The sequence below is a fragment of the Marinobacterium sedimentorum genome, assembly GCF_024267675.1.
Taxonomy (GTDB): Bacteria; Pseudomonadota; Gammaproteobacteria; order Pseudomonadales; family Balneatricaceae; genus Marinobacterium_A; species Marinobacterium_A sedimentorum.
This window is the reverse complement of sequence record NZ_JALDYX010000035.1, coordinates 1-17,822: the sequence shown is the minus strand read 5'-3', so window position 1 is coordinate 17,822 and position 17,822 is coordinate 1. Positions and strand designations below refer to the sequence as shown.

At 58.9% G+C, this 17,822-nt stretch carries 14 protein-coding genes; 4 read left to right on the top strand and 10 right to left on the bottom strand.

Going from position 1 to position 17,822, the window contains the following annotated elements:
- Positions 1–77: 77 nt before the first annotated feature.
- Positions 78–674, top strand: coding sequence for a YecA/YgfB family protein (locus tag MRS74_RS20280; RefSeq protein WP_306422019.1), 597 nt, complete (start codon positions 78–80; stop codon positions 672–674).
- A 684-nt stretch (positions 675–1,358) separates the two neighbouring features.
- Here MRS74_RS20280 and MRS74_RS20275 read toward each other — a convergent pair.
- From MRS74_RS20275 to MRS74_RS20265, 3 genes are read right to left on the bottom strand one after another with little or no spacing between them, the layout of a single operon-like run.
- Positions 1,359–1,826 carry an outer membrane lipoprotein gene (locus MRS74_RS20275; RefSeq protein WP_254582100.1) on the bottom strand — a complete coding sequence of 156 codons (468 nt, stop codon included), beginning with the start codon at positions 1,824–1,826 and terminating at the stop codon, positions 1,359–1,361.
- Between the two features lie 13 nt (positions 1,827–1,839).
- A complete protein-coding gene (locus MRS74_RS20270) occupies positions 1,840–2,961 on the bottom strand; it encodes a phospholipase D-like domain-containing protein (RefSeq protein WP_254582099.1) in 1,122 nt (373 codons plus the stop codon).
- A gap of 20 nt (positions 2,962–2,981) precedes the next feature.
- A complete protein-coding gene (locus MRS74_RS20265; RefSeq protein WP_254582098.1) occupies positions 2,982–4,763 on the bottom strand; it encodes an ABC transporter ATP-binding protein in 1,782 nt (593 codons plus the stop codon).
- 198 nt (positions 4,764–4,961) lie between these two features.
- Between MRS74_RS20265 and aroA the strand changes: the two genes are divergently transcribed.
- Both aroA and MRS74_RS20255 read left to right on the top strand, forming a co-directional pair.
- A complete protein-coding gene (aroA, locus tag MRS74_RS20260) occupies positions 4,962–6,242 on the top strand; it encodes a 3-phosphoshikimate 1-carboxyvinyltransferase (RefSeq protein WP_254582097.1) in 1,281 nt (426 codons plus the stop codon).
- A 202-nt stretch (positions 6,243–6,444) separates the two neighbouring features.
- Positions 6,445–6,861, top strand: coding sequence for a hypothetical protein (locus MRS74_RS20255; RefSeq protein WP_254582096.1), 417 nt, complete (start codon positions 6,445–6,447; stop codon positions 6,859–6,861).
- 15 nt (positions 6,862–6,876) lie between these two features.
- On the opposite strand, the gene MRS74_RS20250 is transcribed toward MRS74_RS20255, so the two are convergent.
- The 3 genes from MRS74_RS20250 to MRS74_RS20240 all read right to left on the bottom strand — a co-directional run bounded on the left by MRS74_RS20250 (position 6,877) and on the right by MRS74_RS20240 (position 9,102).
- Positions 6,877–7,188 carry a BolA family protein gene (locus MRS74_RS20250; RefSeq protein WP_254582095.1) on the bottom strand — a complete coding sequence of 104 codons (312 nt, stop codon included), beginning with the start codon at positions 7,186–7,188 and terminating at the stop codon, positions 6,877–6,879.
- Entirely contained in the window at positions 7,185–8,573 is a 1,389-nt protein-coding gene (locus tag MRS74_RS20245) for a DUF3422 family protein (RefSeq protein ID WP_254582094.1), read from the bottom strand. The genes MRS74_RS20250 and MRS74_RS20245 overlap by 4 nt, the downstream gene beginning before the upstream one ends.
- Positions 8,574–8,730: 157 nt before the next feature.
- Positions 8,731–9,102: a hypothetical protein gene (locus MRS74_RS20240; RefSeq protein WP_254582093.1), complete on the bottom strand. Its 372-nt coding sequence runs from the start codon at positions 9,100–9,102 to the stop codon at positions 8,731–8,733.
- A gap of 58 nt (positions 9,103–9,160) precedes the next feature.
- Between MRS74_RS20240 and MRS74_RS20235 the strand changes: the two genes are divergently transcribed.
- Positions 9,161–9,847, top strand: a complete 687-nt coding sequence (locus tag MRS74_RS20235) for a hypothetical protein (RefSeq protein ID WP_254582092.1) — start codon at positions 9,161–9,163, stop codon at positions 9,845–9,847.
- A 4-nt stretch (positions 9,848–9,851) separates the two neighbouring features.
- Here MRS74_RS20235 and MRS74_RS20230 read toward each other — a convergent pair whose 3' ends face one another.
- From MRS74_RS20230 to MRS74_RS20215, 4 genes are all read right to left on the bottom strand, one after another.
- The gene (locus MRS74_RS20230; protein ID WP_254582091.1) at positions 9,852–13,286 is read right to left on the bottom strand and encodes an SbcC/MukB-like Walker B domain-containing protein; all 3,435 of its coding nucleotides are present in this window, start codon (positions 13,284–13,286) and stop codon (positions 9,852–9,854) included.
- Positions 13,270–13,905, bottom strand: a complete 636-nt coding sequence (locus tag MRS74_RS20225) for a DUF4194 domain-containing protein (RefSeq protein ID WP_254582090.1) — start codon at positions 13,903–13,905, stop codon at positions 13,270–13,272. The genes MRS74_RS20230 and MRS74_RS20225 overlap by 17 nt, the downstream gene beginning before the upstream one ends.
- The gene (locus tag MRS74_RS20220; RefSeq protein WP_254582089.1) at positions 13,906–15,309 is read right to left on the bottom strand and encodes a Wadjet anti-phage system protein JetA family protein; all 1,404 of its coding nucleotides are present in this window, start codon (positions 15,307–15,309) and stop codon (positions 13,906–13,908) included.
- A gap of 286 nt (positions 15,310–15,595) precedes the next feature.
- The coding region (locus MRS74_RS20215; protein ID WP_254582088.1) for a beta strand repeat-containing protein at positions 15,596–17,822 on the bottom strand (2,227 nt) is incomplete at its 5' end.

The following is a 17,822-nucleotide window of genomic DNA, read 5'->3' as shown; positions in this document are numbered from 1 at the left end:
GAATTTAATTTATTCTTACCTCTTTAAGTCCTTTGGCGGTAGAATCGCCCCAACCAAACCGGAATCTGGACAGCCCCATGTCAATGCCCCCTATTGCCCAGCCACTGAACGATGACGAGCTGGACCGACTCGAGGAATTCCTGTTCTCCGACGCCGTATCCGAAGACTCCCTCGACCTGATCGGTATTCACGGACTCTTCTGCGCCCTCAGCATCAGTCCTGAGCCCGTGCCCGAGGCCGAATGGCTGGCGCTGCTGCTCGACGGAGAACCCCAGTGGAATTCCGATGCAGAGCGTACCGAAATTGCCGGCCTGCTGCGTCAGTGGTACCAGTCAATCGGCAGCGACCTGTATAGCGACGAAGAGATCGACCTGCCCTGCGACACCACCCTTGAGCTCGACGAAGAAGACAAGGAAACTGGCATCGCACCGCTGACACTCTGGGCCGAAGCCTTCATGGAAGGTGTGTTCCTGCACGAAGAGCTGTGGTTCAGCGCCGAACGCGAAGAACAGGTGGCCGAGCTGCTGCTGCCAATCATGGTCGCATCAGACCTGTTTGAAGAAGACGATTTCAAGCAGATCCGTCGTGACAAGCGCCTGTGCGAAGAAATGGTAAAACAGATTCCGGACCTGCTGGTCGACCTCTACCTGGTATTCCACTCCCCCGAGAAGTGACCTCCAGGGATGGAGGGAATACTGTCATTGCCGGGAACATATGACAGTGAACCGTCAGGGATGACGGGAATGCTGTCGATGCCGGGAGCTTAACGACAGTGAACCTCCAGGGATGGAGGGAATACTGTCATTGTCGGGAACATATGACAGTGAACCGTCAGTGATGACGGGAATGCTGTCGTTGCCGGGAGCTAATGACAATGAACCTCCAGGGATGGAAGGGCATACTGTCACTGTCGGGAACAAATGGCGGTGAACCTCCGGAGCTTGCCAACAGTACGCGGCGCCATAACAAAAAAACCTCGCCAGAGCTGATCTCGCGAGGTTTTTTGGTATGTGCCTGTCGAATAATGGGCACGAGGGATCTTTTCAGGATACGCGGGCCTGCTGTCTGCACGCTGCGTGGAAATCGGCCAGCCCTAAATGTAAATAGGGCAGGCCTGAATATCAGCGCCTGCCCAGAAAATACTTAAACATTATTGCTAATGCCTGATGGTCTGAAGACCATTCGGAAATCGAACTGTGATTGTTGATAACACTCAGCTAAGCCCTCCCTTCCGATAAAGGTAACTTTAACATAGCACAGGAAAAGCAGTCTGTCGCAAACAAAATTGCATTCACCGGCACGCCGCATCCAGTGAGCTGATACAGACCGCAAGGCTGCAAGATGCGCACCAGCCACGGCTAATAAGTGACGCGAGTTGCGCCGGCCGACTCCAGCAGACGGACACGCTCGCCCGGGCGGAAGAACTTGCCGCCATCCACTTCCTGCACCAGCGACAGGATTTCACCGTTGTCCAGACGTACGGTAATTTCCTGGCCCTGCTTGCGTGTGGCGGACGCTTCAACCTTGTTGCCCAGTACACCGCCGGCCACAGCACCCAGCACGGCACCCACGGCGCGGCCGCTGCCACCACCGATATTGCTGCCCGCGATACCGCCAACAATGGCGCCGGCGCCGGTGCCCACGGCACCATCGGTACGCCCTTCGATCACCACCGGCGTTACCGAATCCACCACACCATAACGCACGTAATGCACCTGGCGCGCTTCGGAACTTGAATAGGTGGTGCCGGTCAGGCTGGGCCCGGCGCAGCCTGCCAGCATCACAGAACCGAGCATCAGCGCCGCACAACCTGATATGTATTTCATTGCCACTTCCTCATTATCGAATTCTCAATACAATCTGACTGATCAATGACCAGATATACTCACGAATTTTGCGATGCCAGGGCCGCGCATGCCAGGCCTTTTCGGTTATTTCGCTGCAGTGCCGCAAGTCAGCGCCGAGCATGGCCGTCACCTGATCGACAAACACCGATTCGCGTATCTCGATATTGGCCTCCAGGTTCCAGCGCAGGTTCCAGTGATCCAGATTACAGGAACCAATGGAGCTCCAGTCATCCACCACCCCCACCTTGGCATGCAGGAATCTGGGCTGATACTCGAATATTTTCACACCGGCACTGAGCAGGCGCTGATAATACCGCTTGGACGCATGGAACACCCAGGGCTGGTCGGTATAGGGCCCGGCCAGAATCAGGCGCACATCGACACCGCGCAGCGCTGCCCGGCGCAGGGCGCGACGCAGCGAACGCGAGGGCATAAAATAGGCCGTTGCCAGCCAGATACGTTCGCGGGACTGATTGACCCGCTGCAAAAAGCTGAGCTTGATACCCTGCTGATAGAGCCCTTCGGTGGTACAGACTTTCATCAGCGCAGGCCCCACCTCGGCGCCCAGACAGCCAGGCGGCAGGCGCGTCGCAGTACAGCGCTGCCAAAGGCTGTTGTACAGCTCGATCAGATCACAGACCACAGGGCCACGCAGCGACAGCATGACCTCATGCCAGGGGCAGCCCGCCTCCTCGGACAGCCAATATTCGTCCGTCAGACCTGTACCACCAATGAATGCAAGGGTCTGATCCACGATCATCAGCTTGCGATGATCGCGGGCGAAATTCTGCGTCAGCTTGCTCCATTTCAGCGGGTTATATACCAGGATCACCACACCTGCCGCTTCAAGCCGCAAGCGGTCGAGCTCGGACAGCTTGCGGCCACCAAAGCCATCAATCATCAGGCGTACCATCAGGCCGCGCCGTGCAGCCGCGATCATCTCGACAATAAACCGCCCCATTATCTGGCCGGAGGACACCAGATAGAACTCCATCAGCACGCTGTGACTGGCCTGGCGGATTGCATCGAGCATAACCGGGAAAAACTGCTCACCGTCGACAATCAGCTCAACCGCATTGCCTGCACGCCACTTGAAACGCCTGCGATACTGCATCCTTTCTCCTGGCAGCCTGGTTACTGATAATGCCCGTACAGCCTTGCGTAGAGGCCGTTTCGATCCAGCAGCGCTTCGTGCGGCCCCTCCTCGGCGATACGGCCATCCTCAAACACATAGACATGATCCGCCTGGCGCACCGCACTCAGGCGGTGCGCCACTATCAGGGTGGTGCGCCCGGCCAGAAAATGACTCAATGCCGCATGCAGCCGCGCCTCGGTCTGGGCATCCAGCGCCGAGGTCGCCTCGTCCAGAATCACGACACTGGGATCGGCCAGCACCATGCGCGCAATCGCCAGACGCTGACGCTGGCCACCGGATAAACGGACGCCCTGGCGCCCGACGCGGGTATCCAGCGCCTGTTCCAGCCCGGCGATAAAATCGCTCAGCTGGGCGATTTCCAGCGCCTGCCACAGCTGCGTATCAGTGAAGTCCCGCCCCATGGCCAGGTTGCTGCGCACTGTGCCATTAAACAATGCCGGTTGTTGCAATACAGTGGCAACCCGCTCGCGCACCCGATCCAGACCGATGTCCTCGAGCGGCACGCCATCATAGAGAATGCGGCCACTAGCCGCCGGGTAGAGCCCGAGCAGCACCTGCACCAGGGTCGACTTGCCGCCGCCGCTGGCCCCCACCAGGGCGATTTTCTGACCCGCCGGCACGGTCAGGCTGATGCCATTGAGCACATCCTGTCCCGGCCCGTAGCCAAAATGTACATTTTCGACGCTGACGGACACCGTTCTGCGCCCGGAAAACGGATCACGGCGATGCGGGTAACGGGGCTCCTGCTGCAACATCAGCAGGCCATTGATACGCGCCAGCGCAGCCTTGGCGGCATAGAAGGCGTACTGCACGCCGAGGACGTCCTGCACCGGCCCCATCATGAACCAGAGATAGCCAAAGACCGCGATCATCTGGCCGACACTCAGGTCCGAGAAAACCACCATCAGCATGGAGACGGCGCGAAACAGATCAAAGCCCACCAGAAACAGCATCATGCTGAAGCGGGACGCGGCATCACTGCGCCACTCGAAAGCGGCCGAATGATCCCGCACCCGGCGCGCCTCATCCACCATGCGCGACAGATAATGCCGCTCGCGGTTGGAGGCGCGAATCTGCTGAATGCCGTCCAGGGTCTCGATCAGGGCATTCTGAAATACCTCAAAGGCGGCATTTTCGCGCTTTTTGAGCTGTTTGACCTGCTTGCCAATCGCCATGGTCAGCGCTATGACCAGCGGGTTCAGGAAGAGGATAAACAGCGCCAGCTGCCAGTGCATCCACAGCAGAATCACCGCGGTGCCCAGAATCGACAGGAGCGCAATCAGCAGCTTGCTGACCGAACCGCCGATAAACTTGTCCAGGGTGTCGATATCGGTCACAAAATGGGAGCTAACAGCCCCACTGCCGCGGGTTTCGTACTCGGCCATGGAAATGCGCTGCAGACGCTGCAGCATGTCGCTGCGGATGCGAAAAATAATGTCCTTGGACACCAGGGTGAACTGACGCGCCTGCCAAACTCCCAGCACCAGCGCCAATGCGCGAAGCAGCACGGTCACCAGCAGAATGGCCATGATATAGAGCACAGGTCCGTGCCAGCTCTGGGGTACCAGCGGATTGATCAGGCCGATCAGCGGGCCAGGCTTGTCGAGCAGCACTTCGTCGACCAGCAGTGGCATCAGCAACGGCAGCGGCACCGAGGCCAGAGTGGCCAGCAACGCAATCAGGTTGGCCAGCACCAGCTCGCGACGATGCTCCAGTGCAATGCGTGCGATACGTTCCCATTGGTATGTCACTGTATCCATGCCGCCCGTCTGCCTCGTCGCCCTTCCATGGCATCATAGACAATTCAGCCCCTGCCAGACACCCAAAGCAGCGCCCTCCTGTCACAGCAAGACCCAGACAGGGCGGTGATTGCGCTCATCCCGCGCACGCAGGACTCGACGTGACGCCGGCAAGACAGTAACGTATATGCCCTGCGCAAACCTGTACAAGAGAATTCAATGGAAAGCATCACCCTGCAACCTGTCACCCGCGTCGATGGCGAAGTCCAGATTCCCGGATCCAAGAGCCTGTCCAACCGCATTCTGCTGCTGGCAGCCCTGGCCCAGGGCAGCACCCGCATTACCAACCTGCTGGACAGCGACGACATACGCCACATGCTCACCGCGCTCAAACAGCTGGGTGTGCGCTATCAGCTGTCAGATGACCGTCGCAGCTGCACGCTTGAGGGGATTGGCGGCAGCTTTTCGAGTCAGGCCGCCGAGCTGTTTCTTGGCAACGCCGGCACCGCCATGCGCCCGCTGACCGCAGCGCTGTGCCTGGGCCAGGGTGAATTCCTGCTGACCGGCGAGCCGCGCATGTACGAACGTCCGATCCGAGATCTGGTCGATGCACTGCGTACACTGGGCGCCGACATCAGCTACCTGAAGGACGAAGGCTATCCGCCGCTGAAGATCAATGCCCGCGGCCTCCCCGGTGGCCAGGTGAAGATTCGCGGCAATATTTCCAGCCAGTTCCTGACCGCCCTGCTGATGGTCGCGCCGCTGGCCGCAGGAGATCTGACCATAGAGATGGACGGCGAACTGGTCTCCAAGCCCTATATCGACATTACCCTGCACGCCATGCGCAGCTTCGGCATTGCGGTCGAGAACGACAACTACCAGCGCTTTCATATCAAGGGGCAACAGCGCTACCGCTCGCCCGGCGAGATCATGGTGGAAGGCGATGCGTCTTCAGCGTCCTACTTTCTCGCTGCCGCCGCCATTGCCGGCGGCACCATTCGCGTGCACGGCGTCGGTAGCGACAGCGTACAGGGCGACAAGCACTTCGCCGACGTACTCGAGCAGATGGGCGCCAGCGTGACCTGGGGCCCGACCTGGATCCAAGTGACCCGGGGTACACTCAAGGGCGTGGACCTGGATCTGAACCATATCCCCGATGCCGCCATGACCATCGCGACCACCGCCCTCTTTGCAGAGGGGCCGACCGCCATTCGCAATATCTACAACTGGCGTGTGAAGGAAACCGACCGCCTCAGCGCCATGGCAACCGAGTTGCGTAAAGTGGGCGCCAGTGTAGTAGAGGGTGAGGACTTCATAGAAATCACGCCACCGGCGCAACTGCAGGAAGCAGCCATCGACACCTACGACGACCACCGCATGGCGATGTGCTTCTCGCTGGTTGCCCTAAGCGATACGCCGGTCACCATCAATGACCCCGGCTGCACCGCCAAGACTTTCCCGGAATACTTTTCACTGTTCGAGACACTCTGCCAGCATTGAAGCCAGCAGCCCCTGCCTGAGTGACAAGCGCTGCGGACACCCGGTGTTCGCAGTGCGGCTCTGCTCCCAAAGACGGCCTCCCCCGCAACCGCATGCGACAAGGCTCACACCACTTCGAAGACGGCACCTGCCAAATCCGCTGCAACAATCCCGTACAGACAGACTCAAACAACCATAGTCACTGCCACCGAGTCGCTGCTTGATGAGATTTCCCGCTGCGCCAGGCCTGCCCACCCTGCTTCTGAACCTTTGCCTCTTGCTGGCAAGCGGTATGGCGGCGGCCGATCAGCTGTATATCAAGGGCGTACTTTTTCGCGATGGCGACTCTGTCGTGCGCCTGCTGCAACAGGCTGGGCAGCCGCTGTGGGTGAGCCAGATCGGCTATCGCTGCAATGAGCGTTTCTCTTACAGAAGCAGTCACAGGAGCACAGACAGGCGCGGCTTTAGTGAACACAGATACAGGCATGGCGGGCGCCATGGGCGCAACCGCAACAATTGCGACTACCGCAGCCCGGCCGAACGCTGGACCTACATAGACGCCGGCAAGGAAATCCGCATTACAGTAGTGGCAGATACCATCGAGGCCATCGACTGGAAATTCAAGGGCCACAGCTGGTGACCCTAGCAGTCTTTACTATCCTTTCGACCCCCCCAGGCATTCAGGTGAAGTCGGTGCCTGCTGCTGACGCGCCTGCCATTCCTGCGCCGTATAGAGGTGCATCGACAGCGCATGAATCGGATTGCTCATTTCATCCTTGAGCAAACCAAAAATCAGCTGATGACGCTGCACCAGGCGCTTGCCGTTAAAATCATCCGACACCAGCACCAGCTTGAAATGACTCTCAGTGGCCGGCCCCGAGTGCATGTGACTTTCATTTTCGATATCCAGCTGCACAATGTTCAGCCCCTGGCTGAGCTTGTGTTCAATTATCGCCTGTACGCTCATGTCTTCTCTGCCTTAGCGCCCGTCGTGCGCTGCGCTTCCGCACTGCGCTCCTCGCGGGCAAGTTCATGAAAATGTTTGTGGATTCGCCGGGTTACAAACCAGACCGTTGCCAGTACCAGCGGTACCGATACACCCACCGCCAGATCCTTGTCAACCGGCACGCCGGCATCGTAGGCGGCGGTAATAATGTGCTTGAGCAGGCCAACGCTGTAATAGCTGATCGCCGCCACCGACAACCCCTCAACCGTATGCTGCATCATCAACTGGATGCGCGAGCGCCGGTCCATGGATGCCAGTAGGGCCCGGTTCTGGTCCTGAATCGACAGCTCGACCCGGGTGCGCATCATGTCCGATACCCGGTCGATGCGCCTGGACAAGTCCTCCAGCCTGCGCCCGACAGTTTCGCAGGTGCGTACCGCTGGAGTCACACGGCGGGTGATGAATTCAGTCAGGGTCAGGTGGCCCGACACCTCGTCTTCATTCAGCTCTTCCAGGCGCTTGAGCACCAGTTCATGGTACGCCCGCGTGGCGCTGAAGCGAAAGGTCGTACGCGCCCGAAAATCTTCCACCCGCGCCGCCATGGCGGTCAGTTCGGCGAGGATAACGGCCTCATCAAGGTCCGAATTCCCGGCAAGACGCTGGGTAATATCGGCCAGACCTTCGTCCATGGGCGACAGCTGTGGCGCTATGCTGCGCGCCAGCGGCATGCCAAGCAGCATCAGCAACCGGTAGGTCTCGATTTCCAGCAGTCGCTGCATGAGTCGCCCGAGCTGGCTCGGTGACATGCCGCGGTTATACACCAGAAAACGCCCAAAACCATCGCTGTGCAGACGAAAGCTGGTCCATATATGGGCATCGCCCTGCTGCGGGCTACTGCCAATCAGGCGCATGCCCTCGAAATTGCGCTTGGCCTGGGGCAGCAGCTGCTTGCCCTCCAGCTCGCTGTATTCGAAGGCGACATGGAAAGCGCCCACCACACTGCCATGCAGCTTATCCAGCCATCCCGGCGGCAACAGCGACAGCGCCGTGCGGGCGAAGGGCTCGTCGCCGGCTGTGTTCGGGCTGGTGGCATCGAGATGTTTGAAGGTATAGGCGACGAACTCCATATGGGTTTCGCGCCGCACCCGCAGCGAACCGAAATCCTGCTGAAAGCAGCTGCTGTCCCGCTCCGGTACTGGCGCACCGAGCTGCTCGCACAGCGCTTGCAGGTGGCGAAACTGCTGTGCCCGCTCGGATTCGGGGCACAGCACCGCCAGATGCGTCACGCGGGCCGGTGCCTTGATCTGCTGAAACGGCCGCGAATGCAACTCTTCATACAGCAGCTCGCGCAGCGGATGCAGTTTGAACCCGGTTTGGGTTGGCGCCATTTGAATAAGCTCGGTCATACCTTGGCTCCCTTTCACTGAGCGACTATTGAAACCCGGCACGGGAACGCCACTCAATACTGCGAATGTACCCTGGAGGTGCAACTTGTGGGCCTGCTATTAATCTCACGGACAAACAGGCTCCCTACATATTTGCCCGTCATCAACTCCGCCGCGCCTACTCCTGCAACGGCGCCAGCATCAGCGGGCTTGCCGACAGGTCGATCGCCATCAGCTGCGGCTGCAGCTCGAACCAGGCGTCAAACAGCTCAGGGCTGAGGTCATCTGGCCAGTGATCGGCAAACTCATCCCAGGCCGACAGCTCGTTTTCAAGCATCTGTCGCCAGTGGCGCAATTTGGCGGCCGCAAAATCGTCTTCGCTGAAGACTTCGTCAATCAGATAAAGGGTACCCTCGGCCCGAAGCGCCACGAGGCTCAGGTCCTGCTCATCCTCCGATGCCTCACCGGCGTCGGCGGGCAACCCCTTTACCCAGTCGGCAAACGGCTGACGCGGCAGCAGTGCGAAGGCCGCACGGTTTAACAGTTTCATGGTTGCCTCTCCTGGTTTTCTATATACTTTTCAATCCCGTTCACCACCTGCGTACCCCATGCTGATTCGAGTATTGCCCGCCCTCAACCACCGTGATCACTGGATCAGCCTGTGCCAGCGCGAATCGCCCTACTGCTTCGTCGAAACGCCGGAAAGCCTGGTGGACTTTCAGACCGGCTTTCTGCAGATCACGCAGCTGCATGGCGCGGTGCGCGACGGACGCGAAGCGGTGAAATTCAGCCTCGGCTCGCGCCTCTCGCTGGAACCCGCCTGGGCGCTGATCAAAGCCTGCAACTGGCGTCTGGACAAGCTCATCGAAGGCCTGGAAACGCTGGATTTTCGCAGTAACGTGCGGGACAACTCCCTGCTGGGCGTACATACCGATCTCAGTGTGCGGCGCTACTTCGCCCGTGAACGGCATATCAGTTCACCGTCACGCCTGGGGCTGCTAAAGCCGCTGCAGCAGACGCCGGATATCTGGGATGGCCACAATCTGAGCCGCCTGCTGGCCAATGACCAGTGGCAGGATCTGCGACCCGCCAGACAAGCCTCTGGCGCCACATCAGCCAACACTGCCCCTATCGACGGCAACAGTCTGCTGTTGCAGCTGCTGGATGCCCCAGAGCACTGGCTCGGGCTCAGCCGCAACGGTCGCCTCTATCTGCTGCACCGGCGCGCTGCCATCGCCAGCCTGGTGCCGGACCTGCAGCCGCCACAACCCAGGTTGCAGCAGCCGCCTATCTAGCTGCTCAGGCAGGCTCCAGTGCTTCGTTCTGCGGGTCTTCAGCCATGGCAGCCAGCAGCGTGCGCGGATGATCCGAGTTCAGCAACTCCTTGCCCTTTGCGGTGGGGAACTCCACATCGATATCCACCACCCGGCCATCACGACAGACGTTGATGATGGTGTCCATGCAGGAACTGAGCAGCGAATACTTCTCATCCGGTGCGGCAATGATGGTCTGCAGCCCCAGGTCATTCATGAACGCCAGGGAAGTCATGGTATTTTCGGAATCCAGCTTGTTGAACGCCTCATCGAACACAGACAGGCTCATGCCGCCCAGCGGACGGCCATCCGCGCCTTCACGCAAGCGGTAGGTCGCGCCCATGGCGGCGGCCATGGCCACATAGAAGGGTACCTGGTGCTCGCCACCGGAACCGGTCTTGATGCGCTGCGTCAGGGTCGTCTTGCGGTTGCCGTCCAGGTCCTTGACCACCAGTTCGAAGTTGTAGAAGTTGCGGTAATCCTGCAGCAGGCTGCTCTCGCCCTCATCCTTCAGCACGTCATGGATTTTCTCCAGCGCCTGATGGTGCGGCTTGTCGCCGTCGTTCTTCAGATCGAACAGCGAACCGACATTGGCCTGGTCCATCCGCGTGTAGGCCTCAACCAGCTCCAGAATATCCTTGAGCTCGGGGTTGGGCATCATTTCGAAACTGTACATTTCCTTGTGGAACGGACGGTTCTTGAGATGCGAATTCAGCTCCCGGATCAGATCCTTGATCTTGTCGATCTGATCGTTCAGATGCGCCACAAAGTCGGACCGGAAAGCCGTTTCGGCTTCCAGACGGGCACGCTCGGCTTTCTTGGCGTATTCAGCCAGCTCCGATTCCACCAGGGCCGTCACCGTCTTGTCGACGAAGGCCTCGAGATCCTCGTGGGTGGAATCAGCGCTGATCATATCCAGCGCCTGGTGACTCAAGCCGCCGCCGTGGTAGCGCGCCTTGTACTGGGCCACGGCATCACGCACACCGTTTTTCTTTTTCTCGTGCAGCTGCAGTTCGGCCTGGGCCTTCTTTGCGGCCTCAAAGATGACGCGCTCAAGCTCGCCGACACAGGTTTCATCCAGATAATCGCGTTTTTCCTGCGCCGCCTGGGCGTCGAATATCGGATTGCTCTGACAACGGCCGCGGGCCGCGCTGTGCTCGACCAGTTCCTGTTCCAGCACCTCGACGGCAGCGTTATCCTTGATCATGGCCGTGCGGGCCTTTTGCAGACGGTCCATCAGCTGCTTCTGCTCGTCACCGGCGTTCTTCTGCGCGGCAACAAGATCGGCAATGGTCTGCTGAATGCCGCTGTCGTCCTGATTGCGCAAGTCTTCGACCGCCTGGCGCTGACCTTCGATCTCGGCGTTCAGCTGCTCGCGCTGATTTACCAGATCAAACACCCGCGCGTTCACACCCAGCAACGCATTGGCCAGGCTGATCAGGTTGTCGCGCAGCTTTTCCAGCGCACTGTGCTGCTTGCCCAGGGTCGCAAACTCATTCACCATCTGATCGACCTGGCGACCCTGCACTTCCAGCTGACTGGCGCGGCGACGGATACCCATGATGGGCTGCATTTCGTTGATCGAGGTGGTTGAGCCCTCGGACTGCAGCATGCAGTCGTAGGTCAGGGCGCGTTCGTGGCGCAGCAATTCGGTTTCGGTTTCCACCGCCATCACCGACCCCAGCGCCCGGTTCATGTAAGCCCTGGCATGGTCGTTGTCGGTGTCAATAAAATGCGCCAGGGAGCCAGCCTTGTAACGCCCCAGCCAGTCATCACTCTTGGTGGTATTTACGATACGGCTGCCCTTGAGGTGCCGGCCCTTGCGACGATAGATGGTAATGGCTTCCTTGACCCGGTCCGGGTCCACGATCAGCGCTTCGCGCCGCGCCCCCAGGAAGGACTCGATGGCCACGCGCCACTTGTCGTCATTGATATCCACCAGCTCACAGATGGGCATGGACTCGATACCGTATTCGGCCAGCAGCTCCATCAGCTCCTGGGTATTGCGACGCACCGGTGCCCGCCCCTGCTTGAGCTGTTCCACCGCGCCCTTCTGATTCTGGATTTCGGAGCGCAGCTCGTTCATGCGAATCACCGAGCGCTCGAACTGACGGGCGATCTCGCGCCGCACGCCATCCACATGCTTTTTCAGCTGATCGAGATTATTGTCGACCTCGACCGGCGACTCGGGCCAAAGATCGGCCATCATGTCGCCCCCCTCGCGCCACAGGCCAACGGACTGCTGTACCACCGGGCGGAAATTTTCCGGCATCAGCTGCTCGAAGCTGGCGAAGCCCACGGTAGTGCGCAGCACGCCATGGACATGCTGAATGCGGTCCTTGATGCCGCCCAGCTCATGCTGGCGCGCAGTCACAGCCGATTCCAGCGCCTTGATCTGGTGCGCACTGTCGGTATTGTTCAGGCGAGCCCGGGCTTCGGCCAGATCCTGCATGATCTGGTTGAGCTGATCGGACTTCTGCTCCAGCGCAAGCTGATAGCGGCTCTCTTTTTGCTGGTTTTCTTCCAGACGCTCGGTGGCCGCCTCTTTCTTCAGGTCGGTATTTTCGAAGCGGGATTCGTGCACCACCCACTCATACTCGACGGCATTGCGCACATTGCGCGCAATGCCCTTGCACAGCTCCTGTACCTTTTCGAGCTCTTCGATACGCCGGGATACTTCCTGCGTTTTGTGCTCCATGGCCCGATATTCATCGAGGGACTTGCGAAAGGCCCCCACGTGCACAATGCTCTCGTCCAGCACGAACTCTCGAATAAAGCGAGTCGGGCTGTCGATGGGCAGAAATTTCAGTGCGTTACGGAAGTTCTTGACGAATTTTTCGTCATCGTTGGGCATCTGCGGATCATGGCTCAGATGCGTGACCATCTCGCGAATAAAGCGATTGGCGCGCTTTTCGAGCACCATGTCCGGGCAGGCCTTGAGCAGACTGGCCCGCACCTCGTTCCATGGCCGCGGAATACGCCCCTCGCCATCACGGCGGGTGAAATCATCCAGCGATACCGAAAAATCCTGCAGAATGAAGCGCCCCAGAATATCTTCATCGGCGGCGGCCGTGGAGGCGCTGATGGCAATGCCGACGCAGCTTTCGCGCGCCGTTTCGGTATCGAAAAAGCTCAGTGCCATATAGCTGATGGCGTCTTCACGGGCGTTACCCTTCTTGCCGCTGTCATCCATCATGCCAAGGCAGTATGTACGCAAGCTACGCTCGCTTTTCTCACCCGCCGAAGCGTTGAAGCTCAGGTAACGCTTGTGGCCGCCCATCAGCACCGTCTGGATGGCGTCCAGCAGGGATGACTTGCCCGAACCATTGGGGCCGACGATGGCGACATTACCCTTGATCGGGATTTCGATGGCACCGAGCACATACCAGTTGACCAGAACTATTCTATTGAGCTGCTTCATCAGCGGACTCCTCGGCAGGCGCCATTTCATCGCGGTTATCCGCGTCACACAGGGCTTCCAGCTGGCCGATGAAGTCCTCGACCACTACCTGACGAATGGTGGGATTAATTCCCAGCGGAATGTTTTTCGGTTCGGTTTCCAGCGGCTTGCCACGCTCAATCAGGCCATGGCGCGAGAACAGCGACAAAATTTCCTTGAGACGGGTTTCGTTGGGAATTTCCTTGGCCGTCAGGTTTTCATAGAGTCCCAGCAGCGAATCGGTGCTGGTATAGCCCTTGCCGCCTTCGACCTCGAAGTTCTCCAGCTTCTGCTCGTACTGCTGGCGCAGACACAGCAGTAACAGCGACTCATCCAGGCGCAGTCGCATGACCCGCTCCTCACCCTTGGGCAAGACGCCCAGGTAGGCCTCATCCGGCTGATAGATCAGCGACCAGCCGATGGCCTCGAACAGATTGGTGAAATAGTCGATATGGGACGCCACCAGGAAATAGCTGTCCCGGTGGCCCGGCCGCTCGGCGTAGAGGAACTGACTGACCAGCAGCAGGTTCGCCGCACGGGAAAAGTCGTCGGCCTTGTACTGGTCACTTCGACCGATGATTTTCTGCAGATCACCCAGCATTTATAGTTTCCTTTGAATCACAAAATCTCGACACTCAACCATATCGGCGACATTGACATAGTTGTCCTTGAAGCGGACCGAGTAGGCCTGCATGGTGCCCTTGCCCTTCTTGCCCAGGGAGGCCAGATGGCGCACATAACTGAAACAGATGTAGTCTTCGATTGTCTCGATGCGAAAGCCGCCGGCTTCAAGACTGCTGCGACTGCCCAGATTGCTCTCCAGATAAACATCGATGCGCTCCGGAGTCACTTCCCGGCGATCCTTGTATTCCTTGAACAGACGCCGCAATTCCAGCACCTTCGGATCGATCTCGGCCTGGTGAATCACCCGTGGCTGAGCTTCAATGCGCCGACGTATCGGCGAGCGCACACTGGAGGGCGACAGGAAGCCAATGGACTCCAGGGTGTCGATGCGCGGCACCTGCGCATCCGGCCGACGGGCAATTTCACCAATCACCCGCGACAGCCGCGCGGCCATGCCAGGCGTGGTTTTATCCATGTAACGCACGGTATCAGCCACGCGTTTTTCCAGCCGGTAGCGGAAGTCGTCGATGGTGGCCAGGCGCTTATCCACCGAATCGAAGATGCGGATAATACGATTGATATGCTGGTGCACCCGCGCTTCGGCATCATCATGACCGACCTCAAACTGCATCTGATAGTGCACAGTCAGTTTTTCGAGACGCAGGCTATCGAACTGCAATTCACGCAGCAGCGACAGTATCTGGCGCCGGAAGCGGAAGGGGTTGTTCTTGGTTTTCAGTGTCTTGTAATCCGACACCAGGATGTGTTCAACGAAGCGGTCGAAGAAACGCCGCACGATCTCCTGCGCATTGTTGGTAGCGGCCAGACTGATCTTGAGTTCGCGCAGTCCCAGCAGCATATCGGTCAGATGGGCACTGAAATCCGCCGCTGTCTGTGCCGCTTCCGCCAGCGTAATGCCGCGCCCCACCGGATCATTGATGGCGGACTCCAGCGAACTGAGTACGTTGAGCACCGCACCGCCGTAGGAGCGTTTTTCCAGGTTGGCAATCGACACCAGCGAGCGCAGCAGGTAGCTGATGGAGGGCGACAGCAGCACGAAGGTGCGGTAAATGCGCTGTTCCTCCTCCAGCCAGCCGGTTTGCACCAGACGGCGATAGACGCGGTTGGCATACTCAGCGGCCGAGCGCGGCGGCTCACCACCCTCACTGTCGTCATCGTCCTCTGGCTCCCAGCGGCGCACACCCAGGCGCACCACTGCATCTTCGATTGCCGAACGCACCAAATCCTTGGGAATGAAAGGGTCGATCAGGTCTTCATCGAAGAACAGATCCGCCAACGCAAGCATAACCGCCTGATAAATATGGCGATTCTGACCCGAGAGCGGCAGAAATAAGTCATCTGGCAGCTTGTTGAACAGCATTCGTTCCGGTTCCCCTGCCGCCCCTGAGGGGCAAAGCCCGTTGCAATGGAAAACAGAGGATTCTAACGGAAAACGGGCCTATTAATAACCCTGTTGCAGCAGGATTAACTCCAATGCAGGAGCTCAACCGATGATATGGGGAATGGGCCCCAAACCGGACAAAAGCAGACGAAACCTGACTGCACCTGCATGAATCGATGATTTTTGGCAATAGCAGCGGCTTTTCAAGCCGCCAATAAAAAGGCCGGGGATAAAGCCCCGGCCTTTTTGTTCTCACGCGGGCAACTTAGATGTTATCGACATCCAGATTGTTGTTGCTGATCAGCGTGGCGATATCAATGCCGGTCACGCCATCCAGATGAATCACCTGATCCGCGTTAGCGGCGGCGGCAGCCTCAGTGCCTGGTGCGCCCATATTACCGGTGCTACTGATGTACAGCGTGCTGTCGGCTCCATCATCTGCAAGAAACAGAAACTGATCGATGGTCGCTTCAGTCTCGCCATCCAGCAAATCAGATAGATCCAACACATCATTCTGCCCAGGATTGAAATCAGTGACAGTATCCTCGGCAAAGTTGCCGACACCCACACCGCCTTCATCTCCATCATTCCAGACAAAGATATCCGCGCCACTGTCACCGGTGAGGATCTGGTCACCCGAACCGCCGGCCAACACATCGGAATCCACGGAGCCATCCAGGCTACCGTCACCTTCGACCGTTACCGCGATGGTGCCAGAAACGGAATCACCATCCGCATCGGTACCGGTGATACCGAACTCAAGCTCGGCAGTACCGGTGTTGGTAAAGGCACCGACAGAGGTGACCACTATACCGGTGTTGGCACCGACTCCACCGTAGATCGCGACATAACTGATTACACCACCGTCATCATCCTCGATCACGATAGGCGCATTCTTGACCGTGGTCAGCGTTTGCGAACTCAGTACCGAGCCGTCGTCCGCATAGGCGACCCAGGTGATTTCACTACCGGCCTTGTCGGCCTGAATAGTCACAGAGTTCACCTGCGGACCATCGAAGGTGTTGGCAGGCGCAACGCTGAAATTATCAGCGCCGAAGTCCAGCAACAGCAACTCGGTTGGGTTCACCAGCGGGTTTGAAACCCCGTAGGCGTTGTTATTCAGGTTGACCTCGGCCTGGGCCAGGCTCGCCTTGATGGTGTTGAAGTTGGTTGTCGTATTGAAGGCTGCAGTGCCGTCAAGGTAACCGGAGATCAACACTAGGTCAGAAGCGGGATCGGTCGAATCCGGAATGATGTATCCGGTACTCGGCCCAGAGCCGAAAGATGACCCCTGTCCCGCCAGCACCTCTTCCGGCGTCGCGATCAGCTGCGGGCCGAAGATTTCGAAGTCGTAGGTCTTGGTATCCGGGTCCAGGCGCAGTTGGAAGATATCGTGCTCAGCACCATCGTCGAAGTAGGCACGCACCTGATTCTCGACACTGGTGTCGTACTGGATCGGGAGCCCATCGGGGAAGGTCACCAGATTCTGGGCTTGCAGAGCCGACAGATCGAAGGTGATACCATTAACTGACTGAGCACCATCTGCGCCGAAGGAGAAGTCGAAGGCGCCTTCGGCGATATTGCCCATGGTGTTGGCCAGGATCAGGTGCTGCGCACCGTTGAATTCCGGAGAGTCATCTTCGATGGTTACGCTGATATTGGCGGGTAACGAATCGTTGACGCCATCCGACGCCACCACCGTCAAACCGATTGTCAGGTCATCTTCCAGGCTGTCGTCCAGGTGGTCGATCGGCCCCTGCAGGTCGGCCGACCAGGCCCCCGTCGCCGCAGTCATCGTCAGCACCAGGATAGTCGCGCCGCCCGCCGAACCGGTGAGGACTGTATCGCCGTTCGAGAAGGTCCAGTTGATATCCACATTGCTCGACGTAAAAGCCCCGTCCGCCGGCTTGCTGGCGAAGCGGTAGCTCAGCGTGTCACCATCGCCATCGCTGGCGGTCACCGTACCTGTGTTGTCGGTTGCGCTGTTGGTGGTGTCGGCACTGCCGACCGAATCCGGCACGGCACCGCTGAGCCCCTCTTCCGACACCACGGTATTGGTCACCGCCGAGATAACTGGAAGGGTATCGTCATCCAGAATGGTGCCAACGCCGGCGCCATCGCCGATCACGGCACCATTAGTGGCGTTGCTCAGCGTCACGTTCATCGTTTCGCTGCCTTCGATCAGTTGATCCGCCAGCGTCGATACGGTGAACGTCTTGGTGATTTCGCCCTGGGCGAAGGTCAGGGTTTCACTGTTGGCGCTATAGTCGCCGCCAGCCACTGTCGCCACATCGTCCGAGGTGGTGATGGTCACCGCCTGATCCGCCTGGGCATCACCTGTGCGGGTCACGGTAAACACCAGGTCGCCACCCTCGGTAACCTGCACATCATCGACGCTGAAGCTAGGCGCGGCGTCATTATCGAGAATGGTACCGACACCGGCGCCATCGCCGATCACGGCACCATTGGTGGCATTGCTCAGGGTAACGTTG

Bases quoted from the DNA above. Each gene is read 5' to 3' on its own strand.
- MRS74_RS20240 (WP_254582093.1), bottom strand. From the start codon at position 9,102: ATGAAACTGTTAAACCGTGCGGCCTTCGCACTGCTGCCGCGTCAGCCG.
- MRS74_RS20225 (WP_254582090.1), bottom strand. From the start codon at position 13,905: ATGCTGGGTGATCTGCAGAAAATCATCGGTCGAAGTGACCAGTACAAG.
- MRS74_RS20255 (WP_254582096.1), top strand. From the start codon at position 6,445: ATGAGATTTCCCGCTGCGCCAGGCCTGCCCACCCTGCTTCTGAACCTT.
- MRS74_RS20265 (WP_254582098.1), bottom strand. From the start codon at position 4,763: ATGGATACAGTGACATACCAATGGGAACGTATCGCACGCATTGCACTG.
- MRS74_RS20250 (WP_254582095.1), bottom strand. From the start codon at position 7,188: ATGAGCGTACAGGCGATAATTGAACACAAGCTCAGCCAGGGGCTGAAC.
- MRS74_RS20275 (WP_254582100.1), bottom strand. From the start codon at position 1,826: ATGAAATACATATCAGGTTGTGCGGCGCTGATGCTCGGTTCTGTGATG.
- MRS74_RS20220 (WP_254582089.1), bottom strand. From the start codon at position 15,309: ATGCTGTTCAACAAGCTGCCAGATGACTTATTTCTGCCGCTCTCGGGT.
- MRS74_RS20230 (WP_254582091.1), bottom strand. From the start codon at position 13,286: ATGAAGCAGCTCAATAGAATAGTTCTGGTCAACTGGTATGTGCTCGGT.
- MRS74_RS20280 (WP_306422019.1), top strand. From the start codon at position 78: ATGTCAATGCCCCCTATTGCCCAGCCACTGAACGATGACGAGCTGGAC.
- MRS74_RS20270 (WP_254582099.1), bottom strand. From the start codon at position 2,961: ATGCAGTATCGCAGGCGTTTCAAGTGGCGTGCAGGCAATGCGGTTGAG.
- MRS74_RS20235 (WP_254582092.1), top strand. From the start codon at position 9,161: ATGCTGATTCGAGTATTGCCCGCCCTCAACCACCGTGATCACTGGATC.
- aroA (WP_254582097.1), top strand. From the start codon at position 4,962: ATGGAAAGCATCACCCTGCAACCTGTCACCCGCGTCGATGGCGAAGTC.
- MRS74_RS20245 (WP_254582094.1), bottom strand. From the start codon at position 8,573: ATGACCGAGCTTATTCAAATGGCGCCAACCCAAACCGGGTTCAAACTG.